The 18,438-nt window shown below is 64.3% G+C and carries 33 protein-coding genes; 20 read left to right on the forward strand and 13 right to left on the reverse strand.

Going from position 1 to position 18,438, the window contains the following annotated elements:
* Positions 1–150: 150 nt before the first annotated feature.
* Positions 151–462 (forward strand): hypothetical protein, encoded by a 312-nt coding sequence (locus RTO53_RS06570; protein WP_312237030.1) that lies wholly within the window; start codon positions 151–153, stop codon positions 460–462.
* 225 nt (positions 463–687) lie between these two features.
* Positions 688–1,959 carry a ricin-type beta-trefoil lectin domain protein gene (locus RTO53_RS06575; RefSeq protein WP_312237031.1) on the forward strand — a complete coding sequence of 424 codons (1,272 nt, stop codon included), beginning with the start codon at positions 688–690 and terminating at the stop codon, positions 1,957–1,959.
* Between the two features lie 235 nt (positions 1,960–2,194).
* Here the strand turns inward: RTO53_RS06575 and RTO53_RS06580 are convergent, their stop codons facing one another.
* The 11 genes from RTO53_RS06580 to RTO53_RS06630 are packed head-to-tail and all read right to left on the reverse strand — an operon-like array spanning position 2,195 to position 7,518.
* On the reverse strand, positions 2,195–2,410 hold the full coding sequence (locus RTO53_RS06580) for an AlpA family transcriptional regulator (RefSeq protein WP_312237032.1): 216 nt from the start codon (positions 2,408–2,410) through the stop codon (positions 2,195–2,197).
* Positions 2,411–2,423: 13 nt separating this feature from the next.
* Positions 2,424–2,711, reverse strand: a complete 288-nt coding sequence (locus RTO53_RS06585) for a hypothetical protein (protein ID WP_312237033.1) — start codon at positions 2,709–2,711, stop codon at positions 2,424–2,426.
* The gene (locus tag RTO53_RS06590; RefSeq protein ID WP_312237034.1) at positions 2,708–3,886 is read right to left on the reverse strand and encodes a phosphoadenosine phosphosulfate reductase family protein; all 1,179 of its coding nucleotides are present in this window, start codon (positions 3,884–3,886) and stop codon (positions 2,708–2,710) included. Before RTO53_RS06590 ends, RTO53_RS06585 begins: the two co-directional genes overlap by 4 nt.
* On the reverse strand, positions 3,883–4,815 hold the full coding sequence (locus RTO53_RS06595; RefSeq protein ID WP_312237035.1) for a hypothetical protein: 933 nt from the start codon (positions 4,813–4,815) through the stop codon (positions 3,883–3,885). The genes RTO53_RS06590 and RTO53_RS06595 overlap by 4 nt, the downstream gene beginning before the upstream one ends.
* Positions 4,808–5,203 (reverse strand): hypothetical protein, encoded by a 396-nt coding sequence (locus RTO53_RS06600; protein WP_312237036.1) that lies wholly within the window; start codon positions 5,201–5,203, stop codon positions 4,808–4,810. The genes RTO53_RS06595 and RTO53_RS06600 overlap by 8 nt, the downstream gene beginning before the upstream one ends.
* Positions 5,196–6,182, reverse strand: a complete 987-nt coding sequence (locus RTO53_RS06605; RefSeq protein ID WP_312237037.1) for a hypothetical protein — start codon at positions 6,180–6,182, stop codon at positions 5,196–5,198. The genes RTO53_RS06600 and RTO53_RS06605 overlap by 8 nt, the downstream gene beginning before the upstream one ends.
* On the reverse strand, positions 6,179–6,730 hold the full coding sequence (locus RTO53_RS06610) for a hypothetical protein (protein WP_312237038.1): 552 nt from the start codon (positions 6,728–6,730) through the stop codon (positions 6,179–6,181). The genes RTO53_RS06605 and RTO53_RS06610 overlap by 4 nt, the downstream gene beginning before the upstream one ends.
* Complete coding sequence (locus RTO53_RS06615; protein ID WP_312237039.1) at positions 6,727–6,870, reverse strand: hypothetical protein; 144 nt, start codon at positions 6,868–6,870, stop codon at positions 6,727–6,729. The genes RTO53_RS06610 and RTO53_RS06615 overlap by 4 nt, the downstream gene beginning before the upstream one ends.
* Positions 6,867–7,037 carry a hypothetical protein gene (locus RTO53_RS06620; RefSeq protein WP_312237040.1) on the reverse strand — a complete coding sequence of 57 codons (171 nt, stop codon included), beginning with the start codon at positions 7,035–7,037 and terminating at the stop codon, positions 6,867–6,869. Before RTO53_RS06620 ends, RTO53_RS06615 begins: the two co-directional genes overlap by 4 nt.
* Entirely contained in the window at positions 7,034–7,270 is a 237-nt protein-coding gene (locus tag RTO53_RS06625; RefSeq protein WP_312237041.1) for a hypothetical protein, read from the reverse strand. Before RTO53_RS06625 ends, RTO53_RS06620 begins: the two co-directional genes overlap by 4 nt.
* A complete protein-coding gene (locus RTO53_RS06630) occupies positions 7,267–7,518 on the reverse strand; it encodes a hypothetical protein (protein WP_312237042.1) in 252 nt (83 codons plus the stop codon). The genes RTO53_RS06625 and RTO53_RS06630 overlap by 4 nt, the downstream gene beginning before the upstream one ends.
* A 235-nt stretch (positions 7,519–7,753) precedes the next feature.
* On the opposite strand from RTO53_RS06630, the gene RTO53_RS06635 reads away from it, so the two are divergent.
* Positions 7,754–8,335 (forward strand): hypothetical protein, encoded by a 582-nt coding sequence (locus RTO53_RS06635; RefSeq protein WP_312237043.1) that lies wholly within the window; start codon positions 7,754–7,756, stop codon positions 8,333–8,335.
* Positions 8,336–8,721: 386 nt separating this feature from the next.
* On the opposite strand, the gene RTO53_RS06640 is transcribed toward RTO53_RS06635, so the two are convergent.
* Positions 8,722–9,420 (reverse strand): S24 family peptidase, encoded by a 699-nt coding sequence (locus tag RTO53_RS06640; RefSeq protein WP_312237044.1) that lies wholly within the window; start codon positions 9,418–9,420, stop codon positions 8,722–8,724.
* A gap of 87 nt (positions 9,421–9,507) precedes the next feature.
* Here RTO53_RS06640 and RTO53_RS06645 point away from each other — a divergent pair, with 87 nt between their 5' ends.
* Positions 9,508–9,987, forward strand: a complete 480-nt coding sequence (locus RTO53_RS06645; RefSeq protein WP_312237045.1) for a YdaS family helix-turn-helix protein — start codon at positions 9,508–9,510, stop codon at positions 9,985–9,987.
* 155 nt (positions 9,988–10,142) lie between these two features.
* On the opposite strand, the gene RTO53_RS06650 is transcribed toward RTO53_RS06645, so the two are convergent.
* On the reverse strand, positions 10,143–10,370 hold the full coding sequence (locus RTO53_RS06650) for a hypothetical protein (RefSeq protein WP_312237046.1): 228 nt from the start codon (positions 10,368–10,370) through the stop codon (positions 10,143–10,145).
* Positions 10,371–10,512: 142 nt separating this feature from the next.
* Between RTO53_RS06650 and RTO53_RS06655 the strand changes: the two genes are divergently transcribed.
* From RTO53_RS06655 to RTO53_RS06730, 16 genes are all read left to right on the forward strand, one after another.
* Positions 10,513–10,956: a phage regulatory CII family protein gene (locus RTO53_RS06655; RefSeq protein ID WP_312237047.1), complete on the forward strand. Its 444-nt coding sequence runs from the start codon at positions 10,513–10,515 to the stop codon at positions 10,954–10,956.
* Positions 10,953–11,264 carry a winged helix-turn-helix domain-containing protein gene (locus RTO53_RS06660; protein WP_312237048.1) on the forward strand — a complete coding sequence of 104 codons (312 nt, stop codon included), beginning with the start codon at positions 10,953–10,955 and terminating at the stop codon, positions 11,262–11,264. Before RTO53_RS06655 ends, RTO53_RS06660 begins: the two co-directional genes overlap by 4 nt.
* Position 11,265: 1 nt before the next feature.
* A complete protein-coding gene (locus RTO53_RS06665) occupies positions 11,266–12,156 on the forward strand; it encodes a helix-turn-helix domain-containing protein (protein ID WP_312237049.1) in 891 nt (296 codons plus the stop codon).
* Positions 12,146–12,799 (forward strand): hypothetical protein, encoded by a 654-nt coding sequence (locus RTO53_RS06670; RefSeq protein ID WP_312237050.1) that lies wholly within the window; start codon positions 12,146–12,148, stop codon positions 12,797–12,799. Before RTO53_RS06665 ends, RTO53_RS06670 begins: the two co-directional genes overlap by 11 nt.
* The gene (locus RTO53_RS06675) at positions 12,799–13,038 is read left to right on the forward strand and encodes a hypothetical protein (protein ID WP_312237051.1); all 240 of its coding nucleotides are present in this window, start codon (positions 12,799–12,801) and stop codon (positions 13,036–13,038) included. Before RTO53_RS06670 ends, RTO53_RS06675 begins: the two co-directional genes overlap by 1 nt.
* A gap of 2 nt (positions 13,039–13,040) precedes the next feature.
* Entirely contained in the window at positions 13,041–13,271 is a 231-nt protein-coding gene (locus RTO53_RS06680; RefSeq protein WP_312237052.1) for a hypothetical protein, read from the forward strand.
* The gene (locus tag RTO53_RS06685) at positions 13,271–13,639 is read left to right on the forward strand and encodes a Ref family recombination enhancement nuclease (RefSeq protein WP_312237053.1); all 369 of its coding nucleotides are present in this window, start codon (positions 13,271–13,273) and stop codon (positions 13,637–13,639) included. Before RTO53_RS06680 ends, RTO53_RS06685 begins: the two co-directional genes overlap by 1 nt.
* On the forward strand, positions 13,636–14,136 hold the full coding sequence (locus RTO53_RS06690; protein WP_312237054.1) for a hypothetical protein: 501 nt from the start codon (positions 13,636–13,638) through the stop codon (positions 14,134–14,136). The genes RTO53_RS06685 and RTO53_RS06690 overlap by 4 nt, the downstream gene beginning before the upstream one ends.
* 234 nt (positions 14,137–14,370) lie before the next feature.
* Positions 14,371–15,147: a hypothetical protein gene (locus tag RTO53_RS06695; protein ID WP_312237055.1), complete on the forward strand. Its 777-nt coding sequence runs from the start codon at positions 14,371–14,373 to the stop codon at positions 15,145–15,147.
* A gap of 162 nt (positions 15,148–15,309) precedes the next feature.
* Positions 15,310–15,798 (forward strand): glycoside hydrolase family 104 protein, encoded by a 489-nt coding sequence (locus tag RTO53_RS06700; protein WP_312237056.1) that lies wholly within the window; start codon positions 15,310–15,312, stop codon positions 15,796–15,798.
* Positions 15,795–16,112 carry a hypothetical protein gene (locus RTO53_RS06705; protein WP_312237057.1) on the forward strand — a complete coding sequence of 106 codons (318 nt, stop codon included), beginning with the start codon at positions 15,795–15,797 and terminating at the stop codon, positions 16,110–16,112. The genes RTO53_RS06700 and RTO53_RS06705 overlap by 4 nt, the downstream gene beginning before the upstream one ends.
* Positions 16,112–16,582 carry a lysis system i-spanin subunit Rz gene (locus RTO53_RS06710; protein ID WP_312237058.1) on the forward strand — a complete coding sequence of 157 codons (471 nt, stop codon included), beginning with the start codon at positions 16,112–16,114 and terminating at the stop codon, positions 16,580–16,582. The genes RTO53_RS06705 and RTO53_RS06710 overlap by 1 nt, the downstream gene beginning before the upstream one ends.
* 56 nt (positions 16,583–16,638) lie before the next feature.
* Entirely contained in the window at positions 16,639–16,938 is a 300-nt protein-coding gene (locus tag RTO53_RS06715) for a DUF1064 domain-containing protein (RefSeq protein ID WP_312237059.1), read from the forward strand.
* A 162-nt stretch (positions 16,939–17,100) separates the two neighbouring features.
* The gene (locus RTO53_RS06720; RefSeq protein WP_312237060.1) at positions 17,101–17,391 is read left to right on the forward strand and encodes a hypothetical protein; all 291 of its coding nucleotides are present in this window, start codon (positions 17,101–17,103) and stop codon (positions 17,389–17,391) included.
* Positions 17,391–17,729, forward strand: coding sequence for a hypothetical protein (locus RTO53_RS06725; RefSeq protein WP_312237061.1), 339 nt, complete (start codon positions 17,391–17,393; stop codon positions 17,727–17,729). The genes RTO53_RS06720 and RTO53_RS06725 overlap by 1 nt, the downstream gene beginning before the upstream one ends.
* Before the next feature lie 203 nt (positions 17,730–17,932).
* Positions 17,933–18,337 (forward strand): hypothetical protein, encoded by a 405-nt coding sequence (locus RTO53_RS06730; protein WP_312237062.1) that lies wholly within the window; start codon positions 17,933–17,935, stop codon positions 18,335–18,337.
* Positions 18,338–18,438 lie beyond the last annotated feature (101 nt).

Genomic DNA, 18,438 nt, shown 5'->3' on the forward strand with positions numbered 1-18,438 from the left:
GGGCAGGGGGCTTCCCACCCAGCATGATCGCCATCGCATCAAGGCGTTGTCGATGTGGCCGGAGGGGAGCCGGGGCCGCGTCGAAGGCGCATGACCCGCCAAGGAGGGGTAACCTTGGCGGTTCCCTTATTGAACGACAGGCCCGCGCCGATGGATTACCAGCTTGTGATCAAGTTCTGGCGAAAGTCGCTGGACGACGAGGCGTTCCTGGCCACGCTGGAGGCCGAGCTGACCAGTGCGTTGGGCAAGGCGGCGACGCTGGACGGCTACGACGTCAGCGCCAAGGAGATCAACCTGTTCATGTTCACCGCCGATCCGCGCCCGACCTTCCGCCGGACCAAGGACGTGCTGGAGCGGCTCGGCGTCCTGCACAGCGTTTCGGCGGCCTACCGGCTGGTGGGCGGCGCGCAGTTCACCTCGGTGTGGCCGCTGCGGATGGCGCGGAAGTTCACCTTGCCGTGAGGGCGGGGCCGCTGATTTTCGGTAGAGCGACAACGATGCGTCGGGGCCGCGGCGTTCGAAATATGGCGAACTGCTGAATACCGCAGTTTGATTGTGTAATGATCAGCCGGTCGACGAGGGACGGTGGCTACTCAATGTGCGACATGAAGCCGGGCAGGACGTCCGGTTGCCACCGGTTGTGGACTCCTCGGAGACACCCATCAACCCATGGAGTAGGAAGCAAGGATGAAATACCTTCAAAGCACGCTCGCTATCGGCCTTATCTCGGTTTGTGCAACCGCTGGTGCCGTAGGGCCACGATTCGCAAGCGTTCCCAGCAGCACCGGTGTCACCCTCTCCAATCCGAATGCGTCCCCCGGGCAGACGATCCAGGTAAGCGCAAAGGTGACGGCCAATGCACTCGGCCTGTATCTGATTCCGAGCAATGAAGCGTTGGGCGGCTACGTCGATTTTTACGCCAACGGCGCAACGATTGGTCGGGTTCGGGTGAGTGCAAGCAACACGGCCGTAGTCGGCCAGCAGTCGGATCTTGATTACGGTTGCTACGCTGCGACACGCGACGTGAACCGCTGCACATACCGCTACGTCTACGGACGGGAAGCCAACGTGTCGGTCAATTATTCTCTGCCGGCCCAGTTCACGTCGGTGGCGTTTACGGCATCGTTCACCGGGGACAGTAATTTCTCCGCCGGTTCTTCCTCGGCCCCGGCGAAGATCGACTTCATTCCGACCTTCGGCTCCATTCGCGGCATGGGAGGAAAATGCCTTGACGCGGAAGGTGCGAACACCGGCGCGGGCACCGCGATTCAAGTGTGGGATTGCAGCAATGCCCCACAACAGTTGTGGACCATCGCGGCAGGCTCACCGTACATAAAGGGAGTTCCCAGCGGACGGACGCTGGATGTGGTCGACCTGGGCACCTCCAATGGCACCCGACTACAGCTTTGGGATGGTCTCAATGGCCCCAACCAGGCGTGGAAGCTGACGCACACCTCGATCACCGGAATCGGCAACAAGGTTCTGGACGCCGTGAGTGCTTCCAGTGCGAACGGCACGCGCATCCAGCTTTATACCAACGCCGGTACGGACAACCAGAAATGGAACTTCGATCCTGTGACCGGCCAGATTACGGGCACCGGTGGCAAATGCCTCGATGTTGAAGCAGGGTCCACTGCCGATGGTGCGCTGGTGCAGCTGTGGGATTGCACGAACGTACCCCAGCAGCGGTTTGTGCTCGGGGAGGGCGGGACGATTCGTGGCATTGGCGGCAAGTGCCTGGAATCGGCCAATGGCAGCGACGCCAATACCAACCCCATCCGGATGTGGACGTGCAACGGACAGCCGCACCAGTCCTGGCGTCTGATCGGTCATATCCAGAATCCGGCGAGTGGCCGTTGCCTCGCAGATCCGGGTCGCGGTGCCGTGAATGGCGCGAAGACCTACATCTGGGATTGCTCGGATGACGAAAACCAGACGTGGGAGTATTCCTCCTACTGAGGGCCGGCGGGGCTTCGCATCGCGGGCCCCGCTTCAGCGCGACAGTGCTGGATGGCATCTTCAAGGCAATAAAAAAGCCGGAAGTCCTGTCACCAGGAACTTCCGGCTTCTTTCCGGCCCCGAAGGGCCGGTCATATGGTGGAGGTGGGCTCTACCAAAGCACGCATGCAACCCATTGAGTAGGAGTGGGATTTTGCCTATATGGCTGGCAGATGCCCCCAACGGTGCCCCCGCCTTATGCGGCCTTGCCATGGTCCCGATCGTTGATGCGGTCCAAGATCCACGCATCCACTTCGGATTCGACCCACGCGGCCATGGTGCCGAGGTGTACGGGAGCGGGAAAGCTCTTGGTTCTGACGCGGTCGTAGATGGTGGTCTTGGACATACCGACCCTGTCCTGTACCTCCTTGAGGCGGAGCAAGCGCGGCGGGGTGATGGAGTTCTCGGTCATGGGGTCCTCGCGATCAGGCGGCGTTCTCTGCGGCGTTGGCCACGAGACGAAGGGGTAACTGCACGATGTCGGCGGGCTGCGGCTGCTGCGGTTGGCGCGGGCGTCGTGCGGGGCGGTCGATGCGGCGCCATTCGGCCAGAGCCGCATCCGGCTCGGCGTGCTTGCTGGTCATCCGGCATTTGCACTCGACCAGGTGGCCACCGCCGGCGGCGAGACCGCGCAGGTCGTGGATGTGGCGCGCGCTGTGTCCGGCGGCGCAGGCCGGCAGCCCCTCGGGGTGGCTGATGTGTCGCTGGGTCATGCTGCATTCCTTTCGCAGAGGCCGAGATCGGACGTGCAACCTCCACCGGCCTGGGCTTGGAAGAAGAGATCGAACTGCCGGCCGCCTCGGGCGGTTCGGCTCCATTCGACCAACGTGTCGATCCGGGAGTAGCTGCCTGGCCGGTCAGCGTCGGTCGGGTCGGTGACAGCCGGGAAGAACGTCGCGCTGCGGCGTTTGTTGGCCGAGGCCACGATCTCTTCCCACTGTCGGATCCGGTCGATGTGGTCGGGGAACAGATCGGCGATGTTTCGCAGCTCGCTCTTCCGGCAGTTGATGCAGGGCATGCATCCGACGCGGCCCATTCCCAGGGCATAGAGCGGGTTCGGGGCGATGCCGTGCTTCCGGTGCTGCGCCCACACCTGTTCAACGGACCAGTCGAAGATCGGCCGCCATACCATCGAGCCCGACTCATGCCGGTTGAAACGGGCCTGCTTCGCCCGGTTGGCGGATTCGTCTGCGCGAATGCCCAGCCATTGCAGTACTGGACCAGCCTTGAGCATTGGCAGCACCACCTGCTCAACGATGGGCACGGTCTTCAACTCTTCGGTGCAGAACTGCGCCATGCGCGACGGGAAGCGTCCCTTGCTGATGCACAGGTCCAGGAACGGGTTTCCGGTGGGCTCGTGGAGAGCCGCGGCGACGCGGACCACCTCTGCTGCTTCTTCCGTCGACATTGGCTGGAAGCCCGCAGACCAAACCCAAGCCCCGTGGGGGTCGGGGACGGGCGCACGCCAGCCGTCAAACACGTTCCCATCATCCGGCTTCGGAATCGTAGGCTCGAGCGTCCAGGAGATGGTCCCGCCAGTTCTGACAGCTACCGCAAGCTCTTCGAACTCGGCTAGCGTCTCCCTTCGCCTGCGGAACGACCATTTCCCCGGCCTGCCGGCAATCAGCTCCGCCGGCCATTCCTTTATCAGGTAGTCCCGGTGCTGCGCCAGCTGCCGTGTGAAGTCGGCGCGCACGGTTTCGACCACCGGCCCACCAGTGCGGTTCGGCAGCTCAGCGATATAGTCATAGACGCGCTGGTCTTCGTTGCCGGTGTCGGCGAACACGGCCCGGAACGGGCGCCCCAGCTCGATGGCGCGTAGGTACACGGCGGTGCTGTCTTTGCCGCCGGAAACGTTCACCAAGTGCTGGATGCTGGTAGCTTTCATGGCAGAATCGGCTCCAACACGGAGGGGTTATGGCGATTGCGTTCTGTCTTCCAGCGGTCGGCATGGGAACCGTGGCCGACTGGGCAGCTATAGCCGTAGCTGTATGGGCTGCTTTGATCGCTTCCATCGCCGTAATGGTGGGTGTCGCTGGCGCCGCAGCAACGGTGTGGGTTGCGATGCTTGCGCACCGAACCTCCCAGCGAGCTACTGAGATTGCGGACAAAGCCGCTCAGATTGCGCAGCAGCAGCACGATGAGGCAGTCAACCTGCGCAAGGCAAATGCCCGAATTGTTGGCCGGCTTCTGTTGAACGAGGTTTGCGATCTGCCCCAGCGTCTCTACACGATCCACGTTAGAAGTGGTCGCCTGACCTTTCACATTCCGGGACAGGTAGGCAGAACCTTCGATGTCAGCAACATCGAACAGGCACTGCAGGAGAGTCGAAGGCCATTGCTTCCGGGGGCTGAGAAATCCGAGAGCAGAATTCACACGCTTCCAGACCGTCTCGGTGACGACCTCGCAACGTTGATCGGATACAGCCGAACGCTTAGGGCTACCAGCGACGCACTCGTCGAGCACCTGCAACCTCTGACCGATGGCCAGCCTCCCGCGATCGCGGAAATGGTCTACGGCGCACGGGCCGGCGCGATCAATTCCTACCGCGGATACGTTGCGATGTTCTGCAACCAGAGTATCCAAGTGGCAAATGAGTTCCGGGCGTTTGTTGGCCTCCCGGCGTATGACTATTCCAACTTTGTTATCGGCGAGGAACAGCAGTAGCGGCATCTCGCAGGCACTCCCCATGGCAGCCCGGTCGATTTCGTCTGCGCGGTCAAGCAGGCTATGGCAGGCGGCGGTCAGGCGGGCGACGATCTTTGAGGGCGTGTCGTCCGGTAGGTGCAGGTTGCAAGATAGGGTGCTATCAGCCATTGGTGCATTCCCTGATTTCCGCGACGGCGGGGACGCGCACGCGCATGTCGCGCGGCGGCTTGACGGTGGCCAGGGTGACGGGCGCTGGCCGGCCGGCAATCATCCCGTCGTAGGCGACCATCGCCAAAGTCTGGGCCCGTGCATTCGTCCCGAGGGCGTCCAAAACCGCTTGGACCTGTAGTTCGCCCTGCTCGACCTGATCGTCAGTCGGTTCCAAGGGAACAACCGCGTAGCAGTCCGGCGCGGCGCACAGAGCGGTGGCGATAACGCGCACCGCAGCCTCGCTCATCCGGCATGCACCGGGAGACTCGGCAAGCCGCTTGCTGTAGCCGAGCTGCGCGTATTCTGCCGCCAGCATCTGGCGGGCCTGCTGTTCAATGTCAGCCATGGGACACCCCCGGCGCTGCATCGCGCTGGCTGTCGATCAGGTCAATCTGTGCAGCGATCAGCGCACCAGCGCGCACCAGGTCACGGCGCGCGTCCTTCGGCTTCCACCACAGCCGGTGCCATGGCCAGCACGCCGGCGGCGACCGCGTCGCCACGTGAGAGCGCCCGCCGGCGGCCAAGTCCATCGCCGCCACCTGGACATAGGCCAACGCCGCGTTCGCCAGTTCGCCGGCCTTGTATTCCGCGTCGCTCTCGGCGCTGTAGCCTTCGGCGTCAACCTGCCGCTGGCGCTCATCGGCGATCGCGCGGACGCCAGGCCCCAGGTCGATGCCCTGCGCGGGCGGGGCGGCGTAAAGCAGTGAGCCAGGCACAATCCCATGGCACTTCACCAGCGGCGCAATCGGTCCAGAGCCTGCCCAGAACAAGTTGAAGTCCGGTCCGACCACGGCGACGGGCTCTTGCGCCACCGGCTGGCGGGCGGCGAGGGCGGCCAGCGCCCGCATGATCTGTTGGCAGGCGCCGGCAGCTTCTGCCAAGTAGCGCCCGAAATCCTCACCGGCATAGGCATGCGGACCGGTTTGGTGCCCTAGCGAAACTGTGCTGTGAATGCTCGAAATGCGCTCTTTCAGCCATTCGACATCCAGTGCATCCCCCTGCAGCTCGCCAACCTGCTGCTTGCCAGTTGCGGCGAGGGCGTCGCGTGCGTAGTCCTGCATCTGCTCGGCGCTATAGACCGACACAGGGGATGCGCCGGGGATGGCGAATTCAGCCTCGAACGCCTCCGGCAGCGGCGGCAATTCCACCCCCTGCGCTGCGGTCAGCTCTGCGGGCTGCACGTGCGCGGTGCGGATGGCCTGGATGATGGCTACCTGCAGACTCGCACGACGCTGCGGATCCCATTCCTCAGTGAATCGACGGGCCACGTCGAGCGCGAGGGCGTCGATATCGGGGGCGGTGGAGGCGTGCTGTTCGTTGCTCATGCCTGGGTGTCCTTGAGGTACTGGTCGAGTCGTTCGAGCAGGTAGGTGGTTTCGGTCTGCCAGCGGCGGGTGTCGTAGTGGTTGATGACCTTCGACGTGGCGATCTGCTGCAGTGCCTGGAGGGGTTCGCGGAACCAGAACGGGTCGAAGGGGAGGGCGGCGCGGCTGTCGATCGTGGGTGGCGGTGGGCGGCAGTCCGGCCCGGCCATCCATTCGTTCTCGTGGCAGTCCTGGCATGCCCCGTCGCGGAACCGGTGGGCTTTGGCTGGGCGGTCAGCCTTCGGGTGGAGGTAGAGCGCCCGCACCGCCAGGTCACGCCGCCGCGCATTGACCACGTCGCCTTCGTTCGCGGCAATCCACGGTTCCGAGGAGTAGCGGGGGCGGCATTCGTAGCGCACCGGCTTCTGCAGGCCGTACAGCTGGTCCATGAGCGTGGTTGCCCACCCTCGCACCGTCTCCGCTGGCACCGGCTCAATGGCAGCGCCAGCGCGGCGCATGGCGCGCACGGTGGCGGCCACAGTCGGTTCCTCGGCGACGGCTGCGGTCATGCGCGCGGGTCCAGCGAGCGGATCTGTTCGAGCATCCGGGCGAAGTGTTCGGTTTGGCAGCGGCCAAGCCAGGTGGTGGCGATGACGGAGGCCAGGGAGGCGCCGGCGAGGAAGCCGAGGAAGAAGGTGACGACGCTCATGCGGCATCGCCTTCGACGCGGGCGAGGGCGAGGGCGGCACGCTCTTCGTCAGTCGGGATCTCGCCGCTGTTCTCACCGCGCTGCGTGTCCGCATTCCAGAGAATCGAGGATCCATCGGTATCGATTCCGACGATGCAGCCATCCAGAACATCTACAGGGGCGCTCATGCGGCATCGCCCCCGTGGCTGCGGGCGCCGTATGACAGGTCGCGGGTCATGTCGGCGACGGCGCGCGCTGCGCTCTTGTGGCCGTCCAGCACCTCGCGGCGTGCCAGTGCTGCGGCGCGGGCGATGTGGTGGGGGCGGTAGCCCATGCGCTTGGCGGCGATCGCCACGGCCAGGCCGGCGCCGTTGGCGCGCGCTGCGGTGCTGGTGGGGAACTGGAGGATGACGGCGCTCATGCCTGCGCCTCGACCAGGTCGGCGTTGCCGCGGGCAATCTCGATGACGCCGGCGGGAACCATGCCGCGGCGCGCGCGGGCGGTGCGGCTCAGCGCCATGGCGGCGTGTGCCAGGTCTTTGCAGAGCTGGGTGGCCTCATCGGGGGAGAGGCTGACGGTGACGTCACCGGCTTTGATGACGACGGTGGCGGTACTGGGGCGGGCTTCCACGACTGGGTGGGCGCGCGCGCTGACGATGAAGCAGGCCATGGAAGTCTCCGTGCCCCGGCCCGGATGGGCGGTTACTGGGGCGACGGAGCTACGTTAGTCAACAGCTAACGTTTAGTCAACGGCTAATATATGAAAGAGTGGGGAGTAGATGAGCAGTCATCAATTTCGTTCATTTAGGAGGTAGGGGCGGGTAGGAAAATCCCTACATCGCAAAGGAAAACGGTCTTGTATTCTTTACGCGCGCCAGGAAGGCGCGGTTTCCAGGGGGGGATTCATGAAGTACAAGTTTGTTGACCATGTACAGCCAGCTCTTTTCGACGTGACGAAAGGCGCTTGGCTTTCGCAGATCAATAGCAACCAAGAGAACGTCAGCGCCACGTATTACACCGCTGGTCTCGAATACACCGAGCGAACTGTGCACGGCGATGTGAACATGGGTGACGGTGGTGGCTGCCTGTGTGCAGTAGTAGAAGAGGGCGTTGAGTACGCGTCCGCCTTGCTCGTCGTCTCTCATGCAAAGGCAAAAAGTGAAATCCGTATGTTGGACGTTTACGTTCAGCCGGATCTGAACTTGGCCGACTCAGAGCCAAACTATGCGGCGCTGGCTTGGATTGCGGCTACAGCGATCGTTGGTTGTCTGGGCCTCACGTACGGTGTCTTCCCGTCGCGGCAACTAAAAATTCACACTGCTTTCCCGCTGGATGCGCAATTTATGACTGCGGTGGCGACTGCCATCTTCAGCGTAGATAAGTACTCGGAACACTATGATGTTAAAAGCCACGGCAACTGGCTCATGGTGTCTAAGAAGCCAGGCGCTGACGGCGCCCACCTTCAGTTGGTTGGAACAGCAAGCTGACGCCTGAATAGGCTGGCCGGTTGACACGAATTTTTACTTAGGTTACCCTAAGGACCGCCGGAGGCATCGTACCCAAGATTTTTTCGGGCCTCCGCCCCAGTTCACATTTACATAGAGAGGAATTGCCATGGCTAAGTTCGGCTGTGTCCATATGGACCACGCGGGCTTTCTCGCCATTAAGGACGAGTTGACTGAAAGCCTTGCTGGCGCGTTTGAGGCCCGCCTATCCCAGATGGGTGACGACGCAAAGGGGATCTCTTGGTTCTCGTCTGTAGCTTCTGAATACGTTGAGGCTAAGCGAGCTGCGTGATTCGCGCGCCGTATCGTCTCTGAAAGCCCCGCTTCGGCGGGGCTTTTTTATGCCTGTCCCAAATTGGACGGGTCTGTCAGAAGCGCCGAAGTCCGGCGTGTATCAGGGCTTTCCCGAGGATGCTGACTTCGCCTTCGTCGGATCGGTACGTGGGGAAGTCCGGGTTGATGCTAACGACGTACATGCCGTCACCGCGCTTCTGCAGCATCTTGATCTGTGTCTCGCCACCTATGTTGATCAGGTAGTAATCGTCGCCATCAAAGTAGTTGCAGCTCGTGTCGATCCATATGATGTCCCCATCTTCCAGCTTGGGCTTCATCGACGGCCCGCGGCCGGTGATCAGCTGGATCCGACCAGGCTTTGGCAGGTATCCCAGTTTCCGGCGAACCTCCCACTCGGCCACCTCGATCGTTTGCACCACCTCGGGGTAGTCCTGGTTCACCAATCCTGCACCCATCCCTGCGCCCCCTTCGAAAACGTCGAAGCGAACATAGCCGGGCCGGGTCTCAGTCTCTAAGACTGTTGAGATAGAAGTCGTTGCGTCCTGTTCCCAATGGGGCCGATCCATCCAGCCGTGATCGGTTCCAACGGCTAGGCTGATCTTTTTGGCGACGTCATCCCCTATGTACTTCCCGGCTAACAGTTGGGAGACATAGGAGGCAGATAGGAAGCCACCGAGCTTGGCACCCTGATCGCGCCGCCGCGTGACTCCGCGTGATTCGAGGCCGGCGATCAGAGCTTTGAAGTTACGGGTGCGAATTTCGGCAATGTCCATATCGCAAGGTTAGTTGGTAACTAATTTGAATTGGTTAGCCGACGACTTGCGCACGTCCGTTAGCTGTGAGCTAATAGAGTCATGAACATGCCCGCTCTCGACAAAGCTGTAGAAGCCGCCGGCAGTCAGCTGGCTTTGGCCCAACTCCTTGGCATTAAGCCGCCATCGATCTCTGGCTGGTATGAGCGTCGACGCGTGCCGGCCGAGCGCTGCATCGCGATTGAGACCGTTACTGGGGTTTCCCGCCATGAGCTCCGGCCTGACGTGTTCGGTAAGCCCGTAACACCGGAGCAGGCCTCCGCAAACTCCACGCAGCTTCATGCCTTGGTCGATAGCCGGATGAGCAAGCGCGCGCTGCGCGCACGGCTGGGACTGAGCAGCGACGCGCACCTGGCGAAGGTGCTGAAGCTGCCTGTAGATGAAGTCGAGGCTTGGCCGGAAGAGCAGGGAGTGCCAGCGATGCCCCAGGTGCTGCAGCTGCTGGGCGTCCAGGCAGAAGAATCGGCCGCTGCGGCCGCCCCGCTGGATCCCGACGCAGACCGCATCGTCAACGTGGAGGCCGCCTGATATGCGCGCGCTGCCGGATACGCGCAAAGCCCGGTTGTGGCTGCGGGATTGGTTGGCGACGCCGGGGAAGGTGGAGGCGGGGCGGATCAACGCCGCCGCCCAGGTCGAGCGCAGGGCGATGGCGTACGGGCCGACGGATATTCGCTGGTTCGAGTTCAGTGCCGCGGTGCGGATCCTGCGCTCTGCCGGCGTAGTTCTTTCGCGGCTGCCAGCAGAGCATTCCCAATCGTCTCTGCCTGCTGAGCGGACAGCATCGAAGCAATCGGCACAGCAGGAACCGTCTGCAGACGGACCTGCCGGAGCAACAGCGTGACCACGTTGTGCTCCCGGTCGATAGCAGTTTCGAATCCGTCCAGCGGGAAAAACGTCGGCTGCTTTTCCATGTCGCCCTCCTTGCGGGCTTCGTTGTTGGCGCATCAAGCGTAACGCAAGGAGGGCGGCGCCCTCGATCCCTGAGTTGAATTCGTCCATGGCGCTGATCTTGCGCCTCGCGGCTCCCGCAAACCACGTTCACCGAGCACCCCAATGAACATCATCGACGCCGCCCACAAGACCGTTCACGCCTACCCGGGTGGCAGCGAGTCGCTCGCCCCGCGAATCGGGATGTCGGCGGCGGTGCTGCGGAACAAGGTCAATCCGAACAACACCACGCACCACCTGACCCTGGTCGAGGCCAGCGAGATCATGGGGGTGACCGGCAACGACAGCGTGCTGCATGCGCTCGCTGCTGAGCATGGCTACACCTTGGCGAAGGCCGAGGCGCCAACCAGCGGCAGCCTGATCGGCTCGCTCTTGGCCGCGAGCGGCGCAAAGGGTGACCTGGCCGACCTGATCGCCGAATCGATGGCCGATCACCTCATTACGCCGAACGAAGCCTCTGCGATCGCCCACCACTGTGCCCGGCTGCAGGCGATCTTCGCCGAGTTGGCCCAGCACGCTGCGGCCGCCGCCGCGAAGGACGCCCCGTGACCAGTCTGGCTCGGACCACAGATATCAGAACCAGCCACGAAGCCGCTGCGCACGCGGTGTCCAGCGGCGTGCAGGCGTGGCAGCAGGACCGGGCGGCTGCCGCAGTGAAGGCTTATCCGGGCCTCACCAGCATGGAGCTGGCCAAGGCTACCGGCCACGACCGCTACATGCTCGCCCGGCGTCTGCCAGAGCTGCTGGAGACGGGTCGCGTGTGGCGCGGCCCGAAGAAGCCCTGCTCCGTCAGCAGCCGTAGCGGCTGCACCTGGTGGCCGGTGCCCCCAGGCGACAACCTGCCGCTGGGGCTCTGACATGTCGACCATCATCATGAGCCAGTGCTGGCCGTTGCAGAGCCTGAGCGTCACCCAGAAGGCGGTGCTGATCTCCCTGGCTGACCAGGCCAACGACGACGGCGTGTGCTGGCCGGCCATTGGCACGATCGCCAAGCGCTGCTGCATGTCGGCGCGCGCTGTGCGCAGCGCCATGGATCATCTGGAAGAAGTCGGGCTGCTGTCCCGAGAGCGTCGATTCAACAGCAGCAACGTCTACGTGGTCACTCCGGCCAAGTTCAACGCAGCCGCTGTCGCCTCAAAGGGCAAGCGCAAGGCAGGAAAAGCGGGGGATGCACCGGGCGCAGGTGCTGCGCCCCATGCAGGGGGTGCGCCCGATGCACCCGGGGATGCGCCCGGCGCAGGGGGTGAGGCAGCGGGCGCAGGTCTGGAGGTGCGCCCCGTGCCGCCTAACCGTCATATAACCCTCATTGAACCGTCAGGAGAACCGCCAATTCCGGCGGGCCTGCCGGCCGCGCCGCCGGCGGCAGATTCCGAGACCGAGCTGCAGGCCGCATGCCGGGCGACCTGGGCGGCCTACGCGGTCGCCTACCGGAACCGCCACGGTGCAACGCCGGTGCGCAACGCCAAGGTCAACGCCCACGTGAAGCAGATCGTGCAGCGCCTGGGTCACGCCGAGGCACCGCTGGTGGCGGCATGGTTCCTGCGGGTCAACGAGCGGATGGTGGTCCAGGGCATGCACGACCTTGGCCTGCTGCTGGCCCGCTGCGAGGCGTACCGGACCCAGTGGGCGACGAACCGCCAGGTGACCGAGACCAGCGCCCGCCACACAGACCAGACCCAGTCGAACGTCAGCGCGGCCGATGAGGCCAAGGCGCTCCTGCGCAAGGGGAGGGTGGCCAATGCTGGCTGACCACGAGCAGGATCGATTGGTTGAGTTGCTGGTGGCCACAGCCGAGGTGATCGGCGACCAGCTGCGCCCGACCGCCGCCGCGTACATGGTGCAAGACCTGGACTGCTACGCGCTGCCGGTGCTGGATAAGGCGCTGGCCAGCTGCCGTCGGGAACTCAAGGGCCGACTGTCGCTGGCGGCGGTGCTGGAGCGGATCGACGACGGCCATCCGGCGCCGAATGAGGCGTGGGCGGTGGCCATCCAAGCTGCCGATGAGCGCGCCACGCTGGTGTGGACGACGATCACCCAGCAGGCATGGAACGTTGCCCTGCCGCTGGTGGAGGCGGGGGACAAGATCGCGGCCCGGCCGGCCTTCCTAGAGGCGTACGCCCGGTTGCTGAAGGAAGCGCGCGCTGAGCGCCAAGCTGCCACCTACGCCGCGTCCCTCGGGTTCGACGCAGCCAGCCGCAGCGCGGTGCTGACGGATGCGGTGACAAAGGGTCTGCTGCAGCACGAGGCTGTGAGCCAGCACCTGCAGCTGGCCGCGCCGACGCCGACGTTCAACCCGGTGGCGCTGCTGGCCGGCAAGGTCGAGGCGGCGCCCGGCGCCAACGCGAATATCCGCGCGCGGCTGGAGGAACTGGCACGGGAGCTGGCTGCCTGATGCGCTCGGACAACAACCAACTGGACATTTTCGAGCACGACCCGCGCCTGCAGGCGCCGAGGCTGGCCAAGGCCTACCGGGAGTCGGCCGACGAAGCCCTGAAGCAATACCAGTTCAGTGCCTCGGTGAGGAAGGACCGGCACGACCACTACATAGCGGAGGCGGAACGGCTTGAAGCCAACGCCCGTAACGCCAAACGCGCGGCTCGCCGCCGCACCCGTTCCAAAGGAGCCCCATAGCCGTGATCGACTTCGCCACCTTCAGCAACCGCAGCAAGTACGCCGCCGAGATCAATGCCGGGTATTCGGCACGTTTGAACAGCGCGGCCCTGGGCACGAACCCGCACCTGGTGTGGGTGGACAGCGACGACGAGCTGGAGCCGCGCAAGTTGCAGCCGCTGAGCGACAAGGGGCATGCATGGCAGCACGGCTGGTGGCTGGCGGACAAGGACCAGAAGCGAGGCGCGCGCTGATGTGGTCGAAGGCACCGCCGCCGACCGCTGCCGAGGGCGCCCGCATCGAGGCATCCAAGGTGGGGCCGTGCATGGCGTGCCTGTCGTTGGTGCTGCAGGGGCTCCTGGACATCGAGCAGGTGTTCGTCGGCGGCGACTACCAGCACACCAAGTCCGGAAACATTCGGCGGGGCCACTGGTTCGGCTTCTGCCTGTGCGTGTGGCACCACCGCCGGCACCCCTTCGGGAACAACACATTCGCGCAGATGCGCGAGAAATGGGGCCCGAGCCTGATGGATGGCTCGCGGACCTTCCACGAGACGTATGGCACCGACGACGAACTGATCGCCCAGCAGACATTCGTCAATGAACAGAGACAGGCAGCATGACCACCAAATCCAATCCGACCCCGGCCACTGTGCGGGCATGGCTGACCGAGAACGCGATCGACGCGCCCTGGACATCGCTGGCAATCTGCGAGGGCTGCGGCGCTGAGACGGTCGACCAACGCTCGGCTGTGCGGGACGCGGTTCGCTACTGCGTCGCCGCAGGGTTCCTGGCCCGCACCCAAACGAAGATTGGTCCCGTGTACCAGCTCACCGGTCAGGGCATGCGACGTGTTGTGCTGACCGATGCGGAGCGGAAACAGCGCCAGCGTGAGAGGGATGCGCGCCGTATCAGAGCCCGCCGCCCGCCGCGCACGGCACCTGTGAAAGCACCCAAGCGATCGCGCGCTGCACGGGTGAACATGCAGGCGGCGAATACGCCGGCACCGGCGAAGTCCAAAACTGTTGCCCAAGGCGAGACGGTCGAGCAGTTCCTGGCGCGCGGTGGCCGGGTGCAGCGCCTGACGGCGCACTGGGAGCAGACGGAGCGCGCGGCATGAAGTTCCCAGCAAACTGCCTTGTCGTCGCGCTCGCTGCGAAGGTTGCCCACCCGTCGCGAGTGAAGATCAGGACGATGCGCAACAGGAGTGGCCGAATCCACTTCATGTGGGAGCGGGACGGCCAGATGTTCGAGTTCCGTACGCCCGGAGCTTCGCGGTGCACCTATCTCAGGAATGCCCTGCGGATGGGGGAGATCCACCGACTTGCCGCCCCAATCAAGTGTGAGGTGTCCGGTGGGTGAGCGAACGCTGGAAGTGGTCAAAGCGGTGAATTCAATCAACGAACGCACAAGGGGAAAGGCCATGGGGAACGTACGTGAACTGTTGTCCAGCCGGATGGGGCCAACGACCGTCAAGTTCGACACTGGCCGGGGCGGCACGCCTGAGCTGACCACCCAGGACATTGCGGCGGCGCTGGCTTACGTTCAACAGGGGCTGGGGCGGGAGTTGCTGGAGGCTTTGTGGTGGCCGGAGAGCGCGGCCCGTCGCCGGGACCAACTGCGCCAGGGTGTGATCGCGCTGGTGGCACCGGAGTTCAACCGTCAGCAGTTCGCGCTAAGCACGGCGAGGACCGAGTTCGGAATCGCCAAAGCAAGCATGGGGTGGGGAGGCAGCACGGTTACGGACGTCCAGCGGCGAGAGCTTCGCCGAACGGAGGTAGCGCTTGAGGCCGCGCGCGCTGACACGTGGCCGAACAACACCATGGAGCAGCTGGGGGTATTGGCGGGCGCGGTATTCAGCGAGATGGCGTCCGCATGCACGTGCAAGAAGTGCGACGGCGACCGTACCCAGCCGCATCCCCATGGTTCCGGCGTCATGAAGTGCGAAGAGTGCAGCGGCAGTGGCTTTGAGCCATTGAGCGGACGAAAGCGCGCCGCCGCCATTGGGGCTGATTGCTCGGCGTATAGCCGGTTCTGGCAACCCGTGTACACGTGGATGCTCCGCCGCATGCAGGCCTTGGAAGAAGGTGCGGCGGCGGAGTTCCGCAGGGCACTGACGCGCGCTGCGTAATGATGACTTGCTGGGTCATCAAAAAGACGGGCAATCTTCCCACCATCCAGACGCAAGCCCCGGCCAAGCCGGGGCTTTTTCTTTGCCCGTCATCCAGACCGGATTAACCCTCGTGCCGAGCCGGCAGTGGGGCGGGCGCCTACTGACCAACCCGAGGCGACCATGGCGCGCATCACTCCCCAACTGGCAGGCGGCATCAATGTCGTTGCCTTCCTGGACATGCTGGCCTGGTCCGAGGGCACGGACAACGGCAAGCAGCCCACGAAAGACCATGGGTATGACGTAATCGTCGGCGGCAAGCTCTTCACTGGGTATGCAGACCATCCCCGCGTGCTGGTGGAAATCCCGAAGCTGGGCATTCAGTCGACCGCTGCAGGCCGCTACCAGCTGCTGCGCCGGTACTACGACGCCTACCGCAAGAGCCTGGGACTGACGGACTTCTCTCCGCTGAGCCAAGACCTGATCGCGCTGCAGCAGATCCGGGAGCGCCGCGCGCTGTCTATGATCCAAGCGGGGAAAATCCCGGAAGCCATCGCCGCTGTTCGCAATATCTGGGCAAGCCTGCCTGGCGCTGGCTATGGGCAGCATGAGCGCAAGGTTGAGGATCTGCTCGCTGTCTACCGGAAGGCCGGCGGGGTGGTGGCGCCATGAGTGAAGAAACCGTCCCATGGTGGATGGCGGGCGGCGTCGCCGCCTTCTGGATCGCACGGGAGACTTGGGGCGCGCTGCTGTCCCGACGCAAGGAGCGGACCGAGACAGACGCGAACGTAGACCTGTTGAACGGGTTGGTTCAGCGCGTGAAGTCGCTGGAGGAATCGCAGGCCGCAACCAACCTCCAGCTGGCCGAGGAAATCAGGCTGCGGATGACTGCTCAGGAAGAGGCTCACCGCCTCCGCCTGCGGGTCATGTCGCTGGAATCCGCCATGCGACAGGTGGGCGCGGTGATCCCGCCGGAGATGACGTGATGATCCGAATCTATGCACTGATCGCCGTTGCGACGCTCTCGCTGTCGTTTTGGGCCGGGTGGGCTTGGCGCGGTGACCGCGCGGCTGCTGCGACATCGGCTGTCGTATCCGAGCAAGCCACCGCGGCGCTGGCCCAGGTCAACGAGTCCCGCGCCACCGAACATGAGCAGGCTGAGACGATGGCCGCTATTGGAGAGAAGCATGAAGAAGACCGCGCTGTGGCCAAGACCGTCCCTGCTGCTGTTGTGGCTGAGCTTCGTGCTGGCACTGCCCGGCTGCGCCACGACCTCGCCACCTGCCACACCGGTCGCCTGTCCGAAGCTGCCGCCGGCGCCGTCCAACGTGATGCGCCCGCCGACCTCGGAGTCACGGTTGCGGGCCCTGCTATTGGAATCGGTCGAGACGCCGACGACCAGCTCAGAGCCTGCCAAGCCGTAATCACAGCAGACCGGTCGGAGGTAGGACGCTGATGGCCGCCGCCGCGGTCCGCCGCCTCCAGGCCCTGGGCAGGCTTAAGTCAGGGCAGATGAACAAGACCGAGGCGGCCTATGCCGAGCGCTTGCGCGCACTGCAGCACGCCGGGGAGATCCAGTGGTTCCGATTCGAAGGCATCAAGCTCCGGCTGGCCGACAACACGTTCTACACCCCTGACTTTGCCGTGCTGGCAAGAGACGGGGTAATGGAGCTGCACGAAGTGAAAGGGTTCTGGGTCGATGACGCCAGGGTCAAGATCAAGGTCGCCGCCGACCAATACCCCATGCGCTTCCTCGCTGTCCGGGCGAAGCCCAAGCGGGATGGCGGCGGCTGGGCAGTGGAGGAGTTCTGATGGCTGGAGCAGTGACGGCTTCCGTCCGCATGCGCTGGTGGCTGCGTTGCTGCCTGGCCACGGTGGTGTGGTCTGCCAGGACCACGGGCATGGAGCCGGACTGGGAACGGGTCGAGGGATGGATACGCCGCGGCTTGATACTGCGAACGACGAGGGTTGCTGATGGACGTCGCACGGATTGAAGAGGTGGCGGCAGCACTGGCCGCCGAGCAGGCTGCGCGCGTTGCCGCAGTCGCCGCCTTGGCCGCGCGCATCGATGGCAGCACAGACGCCCGCATTGACCGTCTGGTCGGGATCGTGGAGCAGCAGGGCAAGCAGCTCGCCGAACTGGTGACGCATGTCGGCATGTTGGTGCAAGCGGTCGCGCTCCTGTTGGGAGAGGAGGCGGGTGCACCAGCGCAGGACGAAAGCACCGAGCCTGAGCGTGTCGACCTGGATGGGAACCCTTACTGATGGTAGCAACGCCCACCCAGCGCCGCGGCAGGACACGACAGACCGGCGGCAGTGCCTACGCTCACCTGTACGGCACCGCGCGCTGGCAACGCACGCGAAAGGCGCAACTGGAACGTGAGCCGCTTTGCAACAAGTGCAAGGCGCGAGGCCACGTCACGGTGGCGACGGTGTGCAACCACACCAATGGGCATCCGGCCGGAGAGACCGAAGAAATGTTCTGGAATGGCCCCTTTGATAGCCAGTGCGCCAACTGCCACAGCAGCGATCAGGCGCGCCTGGAGCGGGGTGCGATCCACATTCGCGGTTGTGACAGCGACGGATGGCCCATCGGGAGCTGACGCATGGGCTAGAAGGCCGCCCTGCGGACTTATCCACAGAAACATGAACAAAGCCCCCATTCAGGTAGGGGGGGGCTGATTTTATGGGGTTTTGGCCCTCCTAGACCTACCGCCCCCCTTTCCTTTCGTATCCACAATTCACGGGACGACCCTGCGAGGGGCGCCCGACCCGTCGAAAAGGCGCGGATTTACAGAGGTTTTTCATGGCCAGGCCCCGATTGCCCGTCGCAAAAGCCGCGACCGGCGGTGCGGCCGTCAAGAACCCAGGGCGCCACGCCGGCAGGAAGAAGCCGAAAGGCACGCGGGCGCTGGGCGAGCCCTACAAAACAATGACGGCGGCGCAGAAGCGCGCATGGGCGGAGTTCGAGCGGGAGATGCCATGGCTCAACGCATCGCACCGTGTCCTGCTCAGGCTGGCGTGTTTCTGGACGGCCAAGATGGACGACCCCGAGGCTGATTTCGGTGTGTCTGCGACCCAAGCGCTTAGCTCGATCCTTTCGAAGCTGGGCGCCACACCGGTGGATGAGTCAAAGGTTTCGCATGGCACAGACGAAGACGACCCCGACGATGAGTTCTTCGGGGGCGCCGGCGCCGGTCGATCGCACTAAGGCCTACGCCTTGGACGTGCTCGCCGGTCGCATTGTGGCCGGGCCGCACGTCCGCAACGCCTGCAGGCGCCACCTCCAGGACCTGATGCAGGGCCCCGAGA

The organism is Stenotrophomonas sp. (assembly GCF_031995405.1).
Classification (GTDB): domain Bacteria; phylum Pseudomonadota; class Gammaproteobacteria; order Xanthomonadales; family Xanthomonadaceae; genus Stenotrophomonas.